Consider the following 14322-nt stretch of genomic DNA (forward strand, 5'->3'; position numbering starts at 1 on the left):
CAGATTTCAGGGTGCTTTTGACGACCCCTTCGCGAGCAAGCTCGCTCCCACATTGGGTCTTCATCTGACACAGAATCTGTGTTCACTGAAAATCCCCTGTGGGAGCGAGCTTGCTCGCGAAAGCGGTATGTGAGGCGCTAAAAAATCAGCTGGCAGTCGCCAACAGCAGATCCGCCATCGAACGATGCCCACGGTTCTTGCCATGCTCATACAGCGAACCGGCAATCTCGTCCGCACGAATCGGCAGCACCGACAGCAACGTATCGCTCAGACCATGGCTGGCCTGGCAGAAGCCCTGCATGTAGATGCCGGCCTTGCAGCGCTCGTCGGTGATCAGCTTGTAGTTGCGATCGACCTCGAAGTCACCCAGGTATTCTTCCAGCGGCGCCAGCAGTTTGCGGTGCATCTGCCGCTCGTAACCGGTGGCCAGAACAACGGCGTCGTAGTTGCGCACGGTGACTTCGCCAGTAGCGTTATTGCGCACGGCCAGTTCGATGCCGTTGTCGGTGGCGGTAGCGCTCTCGACGGTGGTCAGGGTGCGGAACGCGTGACGGGCAATCCCGGATACTTTCTGACGATAGAAGATGCCGTAGATGCGCTCGATCAGGTCGATGTCGACCACCGAGTAGTTGGTGTTGTGGTACTCGTTGACCAGACGTTCACGCTCGGCGCTGTTCTGCTGGAACACCAGGTCGGTGAACTCCGGCGAGAACACTTCGTTGACGAACGGGCTGTCGTCCGCAGGCTTGAGTGCCGAGCCGCGCAAGATCATGTCGACCTGCACCGACGGGAACGAATCGTTCAGGTCGATGAAGGCTTCTGCAGCGCTCTGCCCGCCACCGATGATCGCAATGCTCATCGGCTTGTTGTTCACGCACGGCTGCTTGGCCATCTGCGACAAGTATTGCGAGTGGTGGAACACCCGGGTGTCGCCCTTCAGCGCCTTGAACGCCTCGGGAATACGCGGCGTGCCGCCGGCGCTGACCACCACCGAACGGGTGGTGCGCACGTGTTGCAGGCCTTGGCTATCGCGGGAAATCACGCGCAGTGCTTCAACCTGATGGTTGTGCAGCACCGGCTCGATGGTCAGCACTTCTTCGCCGTAGCGGCTCTGCTCGGTGAACTGCCCGGCCACCCAGCGCAGGTAGTCGTTGTACTCCATGCGGCACGGATAGAAGGTGCCGAGGTTGATGAAGTCGACCAGACGACCGTGGTATTTCAGGTAGTTGACGAACGAATACGGGCTGGTCGGATTGCGCAGGGTCACCAGATCCTTGAGGAAGGAAATCTGCAACTCGCTTTGCGTCGACAGGGTGTTGCCGTGCCAGCTGTAATCTGCCTGCTTGTCGAGGAACAGCACATCCAGCTCACCGTGGCTCGGGCCACGCTCTTGCAGAGCGATGGCCAGCGCCAGGTTCGAAGGGCCGAAACCGACGCCGATCAGGTCGTGAACGATGGGCGATGCAATTGCCTGAGTCATTTCCAGTGTCCTCTGGATGAACCCCTCAACAAAGGGGCAAGGAGAGCCTAAGTGACCTGACCGGCCTTGAGCAGGACAGCAGGTCGTCTGTTGAGTAGGAACGAGGACAGTGAAATAAAATTTAACGCCGACAGCTCAATGGGCATCCCATTGTTTGATGCGCAGGCGGCAATGTTTCATGGCGTTGACGATGTGCTTTTCCACCAAAGCCTTGGAAATGCCGAGTTGCCCGGCGATTTCCGGGTGCGACAGACCTTCGATCTTGCGCAGCAGAAAACTTTCGCGGCACAGCGGCGACAACTCGGCCAACGCACGCTGAAGCATCTGCAGGCGCTGGCCATGATCGAGGCTGCTGTGGGGCGAGGGGGTGAAATAGCGCTCTTCATTGTCGAGCACTTCCAGCGATTCGACCTGGCGCAGGGCGTTGCGGCGATGGTCATCGATGACCAGATTCAACGCGGTCCGATAGAGGAAGGCGCGGGGTTGCTCGATCGGCGTGTCGCTGGAGCGCTCCAGCACCCGCACATAGGCGTCATGCACCACATCTTCGGCAACCTGACGGTTGCCGAGCTTGGCGTTCAGGAAACACACCAGCTCTCGATAGTAGTTTTCCAACATGACTCCCGGCCGCGAAAATGCGGTTTGTGTCCTTGAGCACACCGCTTTACGACGGCGCGAAACGCGGTAGCAAGATAGTGGCAACTTGAGGCGCGTAATTTATAGTAATTCTCATATAGATTTAAAGTGGTGTTTGCCGTTGACCGACAAATAGTCCTGCTCTATAGCTGTAACTTCGTGTTTCCGCGCTTAAATTCCCCCGCCCTTGCAACGTTTACAGGACAGCTCCCCGTGTCTGTCGCGCCCTGCGACAGCGTTCAGCGCTGCCCGAACCTGTGTGCCAGCCGAACGACGGGCCGATTTCCACTGGCCGGAACCCTGCATGAAACGTCCCCGCCCCGCCCGACGCGCCCTGCTCGTAGTCCTCTGTCTGATCCCTGTTTTCGGCTATGCCGCGTGGCAAATGCTGCCGCCGGGCCGGGATAAGTTAGCCACCGTGCAAGTGAGCCGTGGCGATATCGAAAGCAGCGTCACCGCGCTCGGCACGTTACAACCACGCCGTTACGTAGACGTCGGCGCGCAGGCCTCCGGGCAGATCCAGAAGATCCATGTCGAAGTCGGCGACGTGGTCAAGGAAGGCCAATTGCTGGTGGAGATCGATCCGTCGACGCAAAAGGCCAAGCTCGACGCCGGCCGGTTCTCGATCGAGAACCTCAAGGCGCAGTTGCAGGAACAACGCGCGCAACATGAATTGGCGCAGCAGAAATATCAGCGCCAGCAAAACCTCGCGGCCGGTGGCGCCACACGCGAAGAAGACGTACAGACCGCTCGCGCCGAACTGAAAGCCACGCAAGCACGCATCGACATGTTCCAGGCGCAGATCCGCCAGGCCGAGGCCAGTTTGCGCAGCGATCAGGCCGAGCTCGGCTACACACGCATCTACGCGCCGATGGCCGGCACCGTGGTCGCCCTCGATGCCCGCGAAGGCCAGACACTCAACGCGCAGCAGCAAACGCCGCTGATTCTGCGCATCGCCAAACTGTCGCCAATGACCGTGTGGGCCGAGGTTTCCGAGGCCGATATCGGCCACGTCAAACCGGGCATGACCGCTTACTTCACCACCCTCAGCGGCGGCAATCGGCGCTGGAGCAGCACGGTGCGGCAGATTCTGCCGGTACCGCCCAAACCTCTTGATCAAACCAGCCAGGGCGGCGGCAGCCCGGCCAGCAGCAGCAAAAGCGGCAGCGCCCGCGTGGTGCTTTACACCGTATTGCTCGACGTCGATAACGCCGACAACGCACTGATGGCGGAGATGACTACCCAGGTGTTCTTCGTCGCCAATCAGGCCAGGGATGTCCTCACCGCCCCGGTGGCGGCCCTGCAAGGCAGCGCCACCGCCAACCTGCAGACCGCGCAGGTGGTTGCCGCCAACGGCAAAATCGAATCCCGCGAAGTGCGCACCGGCATCAGCGATCGGCTCAAGGTGCAGATTCTCGACGGCCTGAGCGAGGGTGATCATCTGTTGATCGGCCCGGCTGACGGCAACGGGGGTTAAATGCAAACGCCCCTGATCGACCTGCAGGACATCCGCAAATCCTACGGCGGCGGCGATGCGCCTGAAGTTCACGTATTGCGCGGCATCGACCTGTCGATCCACGCTGGCGAATTCGTGGCGATTGTCGGTGCGTCCGGCTCCGGCAAGTCGACTCTGATGAACATCCTTGGCTGCCTCGACCGGCCGACGTCCGGCGAATACCGCTTCGCCGGGGAAAACGTCGCCGGCCTCGACAGCGATGAGCTGGCGTGGCTGCGCCGCGAAGCCTTCGGTTTTGTGTTTCAGGGTTACCACCTGATTCCGTCCGGCTCGGCCCAGGAAAACGTCGAGATGCCGGCGATCTATGCCGGCACGCCCGCCGCCGAGCGTCATGCCCGCGCTGCCGCCCTGCTCGACCGCCTCGGCCTCGCCTCACGCACCGGCAACCGCCCGCATCAGCTCTCCGGCGGTCAGCAACAGCGGGTGTCGATTGCCCGCGCCTTGATGAACGGCGGCCACATCATTCTTGCCGACGAACCGACCGGCGCCCTCGACAGCCACAGCGGCAAAGAAGTCATGGCGCTGCTCGACGAGCTGGCGAGCCAGGGCCATGTGGTGATCCTCATCACCCACGATCGCGAAGTCGCGGCGCGGGCCAAACGCATCATCGAAATCCGCGACGGCCTGATCATCAGCGACAGCGCCAAGGACAACCCCGCGGCTCAGACCAGCGCCAACCCCGGCGCCCTGCAAGCGGTCGATCTGCGCAAGCGTCTGGCCGAGGGCGCCGAAGCCACCGGCGCCTGGAAAGGCGAACTGGTCGACGCCTTGCACGCCGCGTGGCGAGTGATGTGGATCAACCGTTTCCGCACCGCGCTGACCCTGCTCGGCATCATCATCGGCGTGGCCTCGGTGGTGGTGATGCTGGCCGTCGGCGAAGGCAGCAAGCGTCAGGTCATGGCGCAAATGGGTGCGTTCGGCTCCAACATCATTTATCTGGGCGGCGTCCCTCCGCACCCGCGCGCACCGCAGGGCATCATCACCCTCGACGACCTCGCCGTGCTCGCCACCCTGCCGCTGATCAAGCAGATCATGCCCGTCAACGGCGCCGAAGCCGTGGTGCGTTTCGGCAATCTCGACCACAACAGTTACGTCGGCGGCAATGACACCAATTTCCCGAAGATTTTCAATTGGCCAGTGGTTGAAGGCACTTACTTCACCGCTGCCGACGAAGCCAGTGGCGCTGCGGTAGCCGTCATCGGGCACAAAGTCAGAAGCAAGTTGCTCAAGGATGTCGCCAACCCTATCGGGCAGTACATTCTGATTGAAAACGTACCCTTTCAAGTGGTCGGGGTTCTCGCGGAAAAGGGTTCCAGCTCTGGGGATTCCGATAGCGACGACCGCATTGCCATCCCCTACTCCGCCGCCAGCACGCGCCTGTTTGGCACCTATAACCCGGAGTACGTCGCCATCGCCGCCGCCGATGCGCGCAGGGTCAAGGAAACCGAGCAGGACATCGAGCGGATGATGCTGCGCCTGCACAACGGCAAGAAAGATTTCGAGCTGACCAACAACGCCGCGATGATCCAGGCCGAGGCGCGCACGCAAAACACCCTGTCGCTGATGCTCGGTTCGATTGCCGCGATTTCCCTGCTGGTCGGCGGTATCGGCGTGATGAACATCATGCTGATGACCGTGCGTGAACGCACCCGCGAGATCGGTATTCGCATGGCCACCGGTGCGCGTCAGCGCGACATCCTGCGCCAGTTCCTCACCGAAGCGGTGATGCTCTCGGTGGTCGGCGGGATCGCCGGGATTGCCTTGGCGTTACTCGTCGGCGGCGTGCTGATCCTCAGCGACGTCGCGGTCGCCTTCTCGTTACTGGCGGTGCTCGGCGCTTTTGGCTGCGCGCTGGTCACCGGTGTTGTCTTCGGCTTCATGCCGGCCCGCAAAGCTGCCCGGCTCGACCCGGTCACGGCCCTTACCAGCGAATGATCGATCTATGAAACCGCGCCTCAGTTTGTTGACCGCATGCCTGATTCTCAGCGCCTGCGGCAGTCCCCTCCAGCGCCCGGACAGCGGCTTGCAGCCTCCTGCCGCGTGGCAGTCAGCGCCTGCTGCCAGCAGTGCTCGCAACAACCCGCAATGGTGGACGCAGTTTGGCAGCCCAGACCTTGATCGTCTGATCGAACAGGCGCGCGCCGGCAGTTTCGACCTCGCCGCCGCCATGGCCCGGGTACGCCAGGCCCAGGCCGGCACCGTGATCGCCGGCGGTTCTCAATTGCCTGAGGTAAAGGCCTCGCTCAATGCCAATCGGCAGAAACTGCTACGGGGCAACGGCTACAGTCAACTGGACGCCGACAGCAGTAACAAGGCTGTGGATTATTTCGACGCCAATCTGAATGCCAGTTACGAAATCGACTTTTGGGGTGGCAAACAGGCGTCGCGCGACAGTGCGCAATTTGCCTTGCAGGCCAGCGAGTTCGACCGCGCCACGGTGGAGCTGACGCTGTTCGGCAGTGTCGCCGACACCTATGCGCAAACCTTGTCGTTGCGCGAGCAGAGCCGCATTGCCGAACTCAATCTGGGCAACGCGCAAAGCGTGCTGAAACTGGTGCAAACGCGCTTTGACTCAGGCTCGGCCACCGCTCTGGAACTGGCTCAGCAGAAAAGCCTGGTGGCCGCCCAACAACGACAATTGCCGCTGGTGCAACAACAAGCCCGCGACGCTTCGATCAGCCTCGCGGCGCTGCTCGGTCGACCCGTTCAGGCACTTGCACTGAACCGGGAATCGTTCGATCAGTTGCAATGGCCGGAAGTCGCCGCCGGCGTGCCAAGCGATCTGCTCGATCGACGCCCGGACATCGCCCGCGCCGAAGCGCAACTGGCTGCCGCCGAAGCCGACGTCAAGGTTGCCCGCGCCGCCATGCTGCCCACCGTCACCCTCAGTGCCGATATCGGCTCGGGGGCGGACCAGTTCCGCGACGTTCTACGCAGCCCCTTTTACAACCTTACTGCTGGATTGATCGGGCCAATCTTCAATAATGGTCGCCTCGGCGCAGAACGTGACAAGGCCACCGCTCGCCAGGAAGAACTGCTGCAGAACTATCGTGGTGCGATCATCAACGGCTTCGCCGATGTTGAAAAAGCCTTGAACAGCATTCGCGGCCTCGACGAACAGCGGCAGTGGCAGAGCGAAGAACTGCGGCAAGCGCAGACCGCGTTCGACATCGCCCAGAGCCGCTACCAGGCCGGTGCCGAAGACTTGCTGACGGTGCTGGAAACCCAACGCACGTTGTACGCCGCGCAGGACTTGAATGTGCAGTTGAGATTGTCGCGAATGCAGGCAAGCATTGCGTTGTACAAGGCGCTTGGGGGTGGCTGGCAGGCGCTGTAAGTGCTCTGCCGGTCAAACCCGTTCGCGAGCAAGCTCGCTCCCACCGTGTTCAGAGGTGCCGCCGCCAACTACGGATCAGCACAAAAACCTGCGAGAGCGAGCCTGCTCGCCAAGAACGATGACGCGGCCTCAGGCCGAAGTCTGTTTGGGTTTCAGATGACGCGCATACCAAGGGCGCTGCGGCACCTTGCGAAACAACGACGACAGCACCTTCTCGTCATCGCTGAAGGTGATGCGCAGCGCCAGCTTCATGGTTTCCGGATCCATCTCCACTGACTTGCCTGATTGCAGGCCCGGCACCGTGCTGCAGCCGTGAGTGCTCGGCCCGAGCCACGGGTCGGCGACTTCAACCCAGCGCCCCGGTGCAAACCACGGCACACCATTGACCTGCAAGCGACTGACTTCGCCCGGATGAAAGCGCTCATGCGCGCGAAACCAGTCTTCCAGACGATCATCGATCCAGCCGTGAAAATGCCAGAACACCGGGCTCACATGCGAGGAGAACGGATCGCCGAGGAAGTCGTTTTCAGCGGCGTACCAACGTGCGGAAAAATCTGCCGGATCGCGCGCGAACGGCACCGGATGGCCATTGGACGGGTCCCGTGGCACTGACGCCCAGCGCATGTGCAGCCAGTCGTGCAGCCCCAGTTCGACTTCCGAACCGAACTGCCCCAAGGTCAGTCTGGCCAGGTAGCGCGGGTCACGGTAGCGCGATTCCCAGACCAGGAAATTACTGTGATAAGTCTCGGCCGTCTTGATGTCGCTGACCCATTGCGAGTATTCGTCATCGTCCTCGGCCAGCCAGGTCGGCGGCAGTGAAGTGCCGTCGTGATTGTCGAAATAATCGGCAAAACCCTGGCGGTCGCGGATCAATTCCGGCTGCGGCAGCGGAAAATGCTGCCACGACGGCAGATCCTGCATTGAACGCGCCGTGCCCAGCATGTGCCGGTGCATGAAAAAGAAATCGATACCCGAGCCATTGCGGTCCTTGCGCGGACCACGGGCGTCGCGCTCCTTGTCACGCGGGCCGGGTTGCCAGCCGATACCGCGCAGGGCGCCGCGTTTTTCCTCGCTCAAGGTATGCCACTTGTCGCGGCTGGCGTGCCAGAGCTGATGGAACAAACGGTGCTCAGGAGAAATAAGCCAGGCCAGCAACGTCGGGTTCAAGCCTGCGCGCTCGCGTGCCTCGGGGAATACGCGTTTGACGGCAATAAAACGGTTGTCCTGCGCCGGCAGCATCAAGGGCCGATCAAGGTTGAGGACGCGCCCGCTGAGGCTGCCGCTGCCGGCGTTGCCGAAACCGCCCCAGACCTCATCCAGCGCCATGCTGAATTCGTAGTCCGGTGCACCGTCGGCTGCGGACAGGCTGACCAGACGCCAACTCAACTGCGAGGCTTTGACATCGGCCAGGTCCGCGAGAATTCGATAGCGCGGTGCCTGAGACGAACGCAAGCGCTCGGCCGTGTCGAGAAAGCCGATGACGCCGCGCCCTTTGTGAGCAACATCGAGAAACACCTCCAGACCTTCTCCGGGCAAACCCGCGATACCGGCGTCATGACCCTCGAAACGAATCTGCCAGACACCGCGCAGTGCATCCGCCAGGCGTTGCCCGGCGACATCCGCGACGTCGAACGACGCCTCACCCGGGGTGATCGTCGGATCCGGCTTCGTCCATTCACGATGCCCAAAATACGCTGCAGGCACAGCGGCGCCGGTCAGTGCCAGGCCCGCCATGAACCATCGTCGAGAAATCTTCATTGCCCTACCTGTGTCAGCCATGAAGCAGGCTTTATCCAAGCTAGAACGTTTGTTGCGGAGGTAAATTTATGCCGTCCTGAAAAGATCGCAGCCTTCGACAGTTCCTGCATCGCGCGCGTTCTTTTCAGCCAGACCTAAATTACCCGGCAGCCCAGTCGTTCCACCCAGATAGCGAAGGCCCTTGCGCCTGCACCTCGACGGCGAACCTGACTGAGATGGCAATGACAAAACCACGTTCGAAAAAGGCTCTTTACATCGGCCTGCCGCTGGCTCTGGCGATCAGTGCCGCCGCAGGTTTTGCGGTTTGGGAACACTGGTTCAAGGACAATCCCGGCTACCCGGTCAAAGTCATGCAGCAAGCCGATGAGTTGCAGGACCGCATCATTTCTTTCGATAGCCACATCACCGTGCCGCTCGATTTCGGCACCGCCGGCAACGAAGCCGACAAGGATGGCAGCGGCCAGTTCGATCTGGTGAAAACCGCCCGCGGGCGCCTGTCCGGTGCCGCCCTGACGATCTTCGGCTGGCCGGAAATCTGGAACGGCGCCAACGCCCCCCACCGTCCGACCGCCGGGTTTGTCGAAGAAGCACGCCTCGAACAGGAAACCCGTTACAAGATCATCAGCACCCTGGTGCGCGACTTCCCCAATCAGGTCGCCATCGCCTACACCCCGGACGATTTCCGCCGTCTGCATGGCGAAGGCAAGTTTGCGATTTTCATGAGCATGCTCAACGCCTATCCACTGGGCAACGATCTCAACGCCCTGGACAAGTGGGCCGCACGTGGCATGCGCATGTTCGGTTTCAGTTACGTGGGCAACAACGACTGGGCCGACTCTTCACGACCACTGCCGTTTTTCAATGACACCCGCGATGCGCTCGGCGGCCTGTCGGACATTGGCAAACAAGCTGTGCATCGCCTCAACGATCTGGGCGTGATCATCGATGTCTCGCAGATGTCGACCAAGGCACTGGAACAGGTCGCGCAACTGAGTCGCGCACCGATCGTGGCCTCCCACTCGGCGCCACGGGCACTGGTGGATATCCCGCGCAATATCAGCGACCAGGAAATGCAACTGATCAAGAACAGTGGCGGCGTTGTGCAAATCGTCGGTTTCCCGACCTACTTGCGCCCCCTGAGCCAGACAACGCAGGACAAGCTCAATGCCTTGCGTGCCAGGTTTGATCTGCAGCCACTGCAGGGCCTGGAGATGGCGCTGATGCCTGGTGACCCGATCATCACCGTTTGGCCGGAACAACGCTTTGGCGAGTACGCCGGCCAGCTCTACGCAATCGTCGACGAAGAACCCAAGGCCAACCTCAAGGACCTCGGTGACGCAATCGATTACGCCGTGAAGAAAATCGGCATCGACCATGTCGGCATCAGTTCCGACTTCAACGATGGCGGCGGTCTGGATGGCTGGAAGGACGTCAGCGAAGCACGCAACGTGACCGCCGAGTTGATCTCGCGTGGCTACAGCGAGGCCGACATCGCCAAATTGTGGGGCGGCAACTTCTTGCGAGTCTGGGAACAGGTGCAAAAATCCTCCAAGCCTGTCGTCAACCGCTGACACCTCTTCGAACAAGCGATCAGACCTCATGACCAACCGTCGTTCTTTTCTCAAACAAGCCGGCATTCTTGCCGCCGGCCTGCCCCTGGGCGCTGCCGTCAACCTGCCGGCCCGTGCCGCCAATCCACAACCGATCGGCGGCAACAAATGGGCGCAACTGCGCCAGTTGTTCGATCAGGATCCGGATTACCTGCATTTCGCCAACTTCCTCGTGACCTCCCATCCGCGCCCGGTGCGCGAAGCCATCGAGCGTTACCGCGTGACCCTCGACCGCAATCCCGGTCGCGCGATGGATTGGGATCTGGGTGAAACCGAAAAGCGCGAGCAAGCCGTGCGCGAATGGGCCGGTCGCTACCTCAAGGCCAAGCCTGAGCAGATCGCCCTCACCGGCAGCACCACCGAAGGTCTGGCGCTGATCTATGGCGGCATTCATGTGCGCGCCGATCAGGAAATCCTCACCACCGAACACGAGCACTACGCGACCAACTACACCTTGGCTTACCGCCAGCAGAAAGATGGCGTCAAGGTACGCAAACTGAAGCTGTTCGACAGCAGCGCAAAGGTATCCGTCGACGAAATACTGACCCGTATCGACAAAGGCATTCGCCCCGAAACCCGCGTATTGGGCATGACCTGGGTGCAATCGGGCAGCGGCGTGAAGCTGCCGATCGGCGAGATCGGCAAACTGGTGGACCAGCACAATCGCCAGCGCGAGGAAAAGGATCGCATCCTCTATGTCGTCGATGGCGTGCACGGCTTTGGTGTCGATGACCTCGACTTCCCCGACATGCATTGCGATTTCTTTATCGCCGGTACCCACAAGTGGATGTTCGGCCCGCGCGGCACCGGGATCATCTGCGCACGTTCCAGCGAACTGAAGGACGTCACCCCGACCATCCCGACCTTCTCCGAAGCCACCACGTTCTCGACCATCATGACCCCCGGCGGGTATCACAGTTTCGAACACCGCTGGGCACTGGACGAAGCGTTCAAGCTGCATCTGACGCTGGGCAAGCGCGAGGTGCAAACGCGTATTCACGAACTCAATACCTACGCCAAAAACCGCTTGCTGGAACACCGTTCGATTGAACTGGTGACACCGCGCAGCAGCGATCTGTCTGCCGGTTTCACCTTCTTCCGGATCAAGGATCGCGATTGCGATCAGGTCGCCGCTCAACTCATGCAAAACCGCGTGGTATGCGACGCGGTGGAGCGCGACGTCGGCCCGGTGATCCGCATCGCACCCGGCCTGCTGAACAGCGAAAACGACATCGAGCGTTTCATGGCCGTGCTCAACAAACAGCTGTGACGCCCCGCTTTCCTTTAAACGAGATGACTCATGAAACGTGATCTGTTGACCCCTGCCCTCGGCGCCAAGGCGCTCAAGGCACTGGCCCTCGCCGCCCTCATGACCGGTCTGCTGCCGAGCGCCGCACAGGCCGCGACAGCGCCCGCCGCGGGCAAAGTATTCAAGGACTGCAAAGACTGCCCGGAGATGGTCGTCCTGCCGGCCGGCACGTTTACCATGGGCACACCGGACGATGAAGTCGGGCGCGAACCCGACGAAGGCCCGATGCATGCAGTGACCTTCGCCAAACCCTTCGCCATGAGCCGCTTTCAAGTCACCGCAGGTGAGTGGGACAGCTACATTCGCGAGAGCGGTGCGGTGATCGCCGACGGTGACACGCGCCCCGGTCGCGAATGCGTCGCGAGCAAACCGCGCTACCCGCAAACCCCGCGCCAGCCGGCGGTGTGCATGGACTTCCAGGACATCAAGAACTACGTCGCCTGGTTGTCGAAAAAAACCGGCCAGACCTACAGCATGCTCAGCGAAGCCCAGCGTGAATACGGTGCCCGTGCAGGTTCCAAAGGACCGTTCCCCTTCCCGTTCGACGAGGGCAAGGGTTACAGCATCGCCAAGCACGCCAACACCTACGGCCCGGCGGACGGTTACAGTTTCAGCTCGCCGGCAGGCAGCTATCCGCCCAACGCCTTTGGCCTGTACGACATGCACGGCAATGTCTATGAGTGGGTCGAAGACTGCTATCACCCGGACTACAAAGGTGCGCCAACCGACGGCAGCGCGTGGCTGGAACCCAACTGCGAGACCCTGCGCATTCGCGGCAATGACTGGGGTGAAGCGCCGGTCTTCTCCCGTTCGGGCAACCGCAACGACATTGATCCGAAGACCCGCGGCGACTGGATCGGTTTCCGTGTCGTGCGTGAGTTGTAATCGGCAGTAACGCTTCTCCTCTCCCCCCGGTCGCCGCCAGTCGGCGACCGTCTAAATTAAGCAGCGGATCAGACGTTCTACAGGGTATCTGCCTTTACGACCCAAGGAACTGTCCTGTCATGACCCAGCCTACGCGCGGTGCAATTCATGAATTGTTCACCCTACTCAAACCTTTTCGGCTCGTCGTCGCACTGTCGGTCATTCTGGGTATGGTCGGTGGCCTGAGTGTCACGGTCCTGCTGGCCACCATCAACAACGCGCTGCACTCCGAATCCGGTCTGACCCAAGGCGTGGTCGCGCTGTTCGGTGGCCTGTGTGTGCTGGCGCTGCTCAGCTCGATCTGCTCGGACATCGGCACCAATTATGTCGGCCAGCACATCATCGCCACCCTGCGCAAACAACTGGGCGAGAAAGTCCTGTCGGCACCGATCGAACAGATCGAACGCTATCGCAGCCATCGCCTGATTCCGGTGCTGACCCACGATGTCGATACCATCAGCGACTTCGCCTTCGCCTTCGCGCCATTGGCCATCTCGCTGACCGTAACCCTCGGTTGCATGGGTTATCTGGCGATGCTGTCGTGGCCAATGTTCCTGATCATGGTGGTGGCGATCCTGATCGGCACGGGCATTCAGTACTTCGCCCAAGGGCGCGGGATCAAAGGTTTCTTCGCCGCCCGTGACGCTGAAGACGAGCTGCAAAAGCACTACAACGCGATTGCCGAAGGTGCCAAGGAACTGCGCATTCACCGCCCGCGTCGCCAACGCATGTTCAACAGCGGCATCAAGGGCACTGCCGATTTCATCTGCAAGACCCAGATCAAATCGATCAACACCTTCGTGATTGCCAAGAGTTTCGGCTCGATGCTGTTCTTTGTGGTCATCGGTCTGGCACTGGCCCTGCAATCGTTCTGGCCCAGCGCTGACAAAACCGTGATGAGCGGTTTCGTCCTGGTGCTGCTGTACATGAAAGGTCCGCTGGAACATCTGGTCGGCACCTTGCCGGTGGTCAGCCGCGCACAGATCGCCTTCCGCCGCATCGCTGAGCTGTCGGCGCAGTTCTCCTCGCCCGAGCCGCATCTGTTGCTCAGCGATCAGGGCAAGAAAGCCGAGCCGGTGCAGAGCCTGGAACTCAAAGACGTGCGCTACGCCTTCCCGGCCGTGGGCGACGCCAGTCCGTTCACGCTGGGGCCGGTGAACCTGAAGATCGAACAGGGCGACATCGTGTTCATCGTCGGCGAAAACGGCTGCGGCAAGACCACCCTGATCAAACTGCTGCTGGGCCTGTATCCGCCACAACAAGGCGAAATCCGCCTCAACGGCGAGTGCGTGACCGCCCTCACCCGCGACGATTACCGCCAGTTGTTCACCACAGTCTTTGCCGACTACTACCTGTTCGATGACGTGGTGCAAGGCGATACGCACATTCCCGACGACGCCAACAAATACCTGCAACGCCTGGAAATCGCCCACAAGGTCAGCGTGCAGGACGGCAGCTTCACCACCACCGACCTGTCCACCGGCCAGCGCAAGCGTCTGGCGCTGGTCAATGCCTGGCTGGAGGAACGCCCGGTGCTGGTGTTCGACGAATGGGCCGCGGATCAGGACCCGACCTTCCGCCGGATCTTCTACACCGAGTTGCTGCCCGACCTCAAACGCCTGGGCAAAACCATCATCGTGATCTCCCACGATGACCGTTACTTCGATGTCGCCGACCAGTTGGTGCGCATGGATGCCGGCAAAGTCAAAACCGCGCTCAACCCGGCCTGACCCGCCAACCGCTCAGGGATGG

10 protein-coding genes are annotated in these 14322 nt (G+C 61.1%); 7 read left to right on the forward strand and 3 right to left on the reverse strand.

Annotated elements, in window-relative coordinates; translation table 11 throughout:
* Window positions 1-145: 145 nt before the first annotated feature.
* Window positions 146-1480: a lysine N(6)-hydroxylase/L-ornithine N(5)-oxygenase family protein gene (locus tag A8O26_RS03880; RefSeq protein ID WP_064116848.1), complete on the reverse strand. Its 1335-nt coding sequence runs from the start codon at window positions 1478-1480 to the stop codon at window positions 146-148.
* 135 nt (window positions 1481-1615) lie between these two features.
* On the reverse strand, window positions 1616-2098 hold the full coding sequence (locus A8O26_RS03885) for a sigma-70 family RNA polymerase sigma factor (protein ID WP_064116849.1): 483 nt from the start codon (window positions 2096-2098) through the stop codon (window positions 1616-1618).
* 322 nt (window positions 2099-2420) lie between these two features.
* On the opposite strand from A8O26_RS03885, the gene A8O26_RS03890 reads away from it, so the two are divergent.
* The 3 genes from A8O26_RS03890 to A8O26_RS03900 are packed head-to-tail and all read left to right on the forward strand — an operon-like array spanning window position 2421 to window position 6969.
* On the forward strand, window positions 2421-3593 hold the full coding sequence (locus tag A8O26_RS03890; RefSeq protein ID WP_064116850.1) for an efflux RND transporter periplasmic adaptor subunit: 1173 nt from the start codon (window positions 2421-2423) through the stop codon (window positions 3591-3593).
* Complete coding sequence (locus A8O26_RS03895; protein ID WP_064116851.1) at window positions 3594-5567, forward strand: MacB family efflux pump subunit; 1974 nt, start codon at window positions 3594-3596, stop codon at window positions 5565-5567. It begins immediately after the preceding gene.
* Between the two features lie 7 nt (window positions 5568-5574).
* Window positions 5575-6969, forward strand: a complete 1395-nt coding sequence (locus A8O26_RS03900; protein ID WP_064116852.1) for an efflux transporter outer membrane subunit — start codon at window positions 5575-5577, stop codon at window positions 6967-6969.
* Window positions 6970-7098: 129 nt separating this feature from the next.
* Here the strand turns inward: A8O26_RS03900 and pvdP are convergent, their stop codons facing one another.
* On the reverse strand, window positions 7099-8727 hold the full coding sequence (gene pvdP / locus A8O26_RS03905; protein ID WP_064116853.1) for a pyoverdine maturation tyrosinase PvdP: 1629 nt from the start codon (window positions 8725-8727) through the stop codon (window positions 7099-7101).
* A gap of 221 nt (window positions 8728-8948) precedes the next feature.
* Between pvdP and pvdM the strand changes: the two genes are divergently transcribed.
* The 4 genes from pvdM to A8O26_RS03925 all read left to right on the forward strand — a co-directional run bounded on the left by pvdM (window position 8949) and on the right by A8O26_RS03925 (window position 14300).
* A complete protein-coding gene (gene pvdM, locus A8O26_RS03910; protein ID WP_064116854.1) occupies window positions 8949-10298 on the forward strand; it encodes a pyoverdine-tailoring dipeptidase-like protein PvdM in 1350 nt (449 codons plus the stop codon).
* Window positions 10299-10326: 28 nt separating this feature from the next.
* Window positions 10327-11607 carry a pyoverdine-tailoring periplasmic protein PvdN gene (gene pvdN, locus A8O26_RS03915; RefSeq protein WP_064116855.1) on the forward strand — a complete coding sequence of 427 codons (1281 nt, stop codon included), beginning with the start codon at window positions 10327-10329 and terminating at the stop codon, window positions 11605-11607.
* A 30-nt stretch (window positions 11608-11637) separates the two neighbouring features.
* The gene (gene pvdO / locus A8O26_RS03920; protein ID WP_155740638.1) at window positions 11638-12531 is read left to right on the forward strand and encodes a dihydropyoverdine dehydrogenase; all 894 of its coding nucleotides are present in this window, start codon (window positions 11638-11640) and stop codon (window positions 12529-12531) included.
* Window positions 12532-12650: 119 nt separating this feature from the next.
* The gene (locus A8O26_RS03925; protein WP_064116856.1) at window positions 12651-14300 is read left to right on the forward strand and encodes a cyclic peptide export ABC transporter; all 1650 of its coding nucleotides are present in this window, start codon (window positions 12651-12653) and stop codon (window positions 14298-14300) included.
* Window positions 14301-14322: the final 22 nt, after the last annotated feature.

It is taken from the genome of Pseudomonas fluorescens (assembly GCF_001648775.1).
Lineage (GTDB): Bacteria > Pseudomonadota > Gammaproteobacteria > Pseudomonadales > Pseudomonadaceae > Aquipseudomonas > Aquipseudomonas fluorescens_M.

What these genes read in the sequence shown, in the direction of transcription:
- A8O26_RS03880 (WP_064116848.1), bottom strand. Translation starts at nt 1,480, where the DNA reads ATGACTCAGGCAATTGCATCGCCCATCGTTCACGACCTGATCGGCGTC.
- A8O26_RS03885 (WP_064116849.1), bottom strand. Translation starts at nt 2,098, where the DNA reads ATGTTGGAAAACTACTATCGAGAGCTGGTGTGTTTCCTGAACGCCAAG.
- A8O26_RS03890 (WP_064116850.1), top strand. Translation starts at nt 2,421, where the DNA reads ATGAAACGTCCCCGCCCCGCCCGACGCGCCCTGCTCGTAGTCCTCTGT.
- A8O26_RS03895 (WP_064116851.1), top strand. Translation starts at nt 3,594, where the DNA reads ATGCAAACGCCCCTGATCGACCTGCAGGACATCCGCAAATCCTACGGC.
- A8O26_RS03900 (WP_064116852.1), top strand. Translation starts at nt 5,575, where the DNA reads ATGAAACCGCGCCTCAGTTTGTTGACCGCATGCCTGATTCTCAGCGCC.
- pvdP (WP_064116853.1), bottom strand. Translation starts at nt 8,727, where the DNA reads ATGAAGATTTCTCGACGATGGTTCATGGCGGGCCTGGCACTGACCGGC.
- pvdM (WP_064116854.1), top strand. Translation starts at nt 8,949, where the DNA reads ATGACAAAACCACGTTCGAAAAAGGCTCTTTACATCGGCCTGCCGCTG.
- pvdN (WP_064116855.1), top strand. Translation starts at nt 10,327, where the DNA reads ATGACCAACCGTCGTTCTTTTCTCAAACAAGCCGGCATTCTTGCCGCC.
- pvdO (WP_155740638.1), top strand. Translation starts at nt 11,638, where the DNA reads ATGAAACGTGATCTGTTGACCCCTGCCCTCGGCGCCAAGGCGCTCAAG.
- A8O26_RS03925 (WP_064116856.1), top strand. Translation starts at nt 12,651, where the DNA reads ATGACCCAGCCTACGCGCGGTGCAATTCATGAATTGTTCACCCTACTC.